Source organism: Vibrio sp. 970 (assembly GCF_033339075.1).
Window position 1 is genome coordinate 1 of the sequence record NZ_JAWOTW010000305.1, and the last position, 707, is coordinate 707.

The window sequence follows — 707 nt, forward strand, 5'->3', positions numbered from 1 at the left end:
ACCAAGAGCAAGGACGGGACTGGGAACGTTACGCGATGATCAAAGCGCGCGTGATGGGATGCGAAATGTATCCGCAATATCAAGAGCTACGCAAAATGTTGCGTCCGTTTGTGTTCCGTCGTTACATCGACTTTAGTGCGATTCAGTCATTGCGCCGTATGAAATCAATGATCAGCAGTGAAGTGCGACGTCGCGGTTTAACCAACAACATCAAGCTGGGCGCTGGTGGTATTCGAGAAATTGAGTTTATCGCGCAAGTTTTCCAACTGATTCGTGGCGGGCGAGAGCCATCTTTGCGCAATCGTGGCTTGCTCGAAACCCTAAGTGGTATTGAAGAGCTTGCACTGTTAACCCCGCAAGAAGTCAGCAATCTGGAAGCGGCATATAAATATTTACGCCAGCTAGAAAATCTACTGCAAGCAATGGCAGACAAGCAGACTCAAACGCTGCCCGATTGCGACATTGAGCGTTTAAAACTGGCAACTGCGATGCAGCTAGAGTCGTGGGATCTGCTCATCGAACAAACTCAGCAGCACATGAACAAAGTGCATCAAGTATTTGAAACCTTGATTGGTGACGACGAAGAAGATGAGGGCAGCACGATTGCTCGTCATTTCCATGAATTATGGGATATGGCCAATAAACAAGATGTGCTAGAGCTGATTTTAGAGCAGGACATTCAAGTTGAAGAACCCGCCATATTCTCT

Annotated in this window: 1 pseudogene; it reads left to right on the forward strand. The window is 47.4% G+C overall.

The window, feature by feature from the left end:
* Nucleotides 1–707 (forward strand): annotated as a pseudogene (locus tag R7Q11_RS26330) (bifunctional glutamine synthetase adenylyltransferase/deadenyltransferase); the annotation flags it as partial.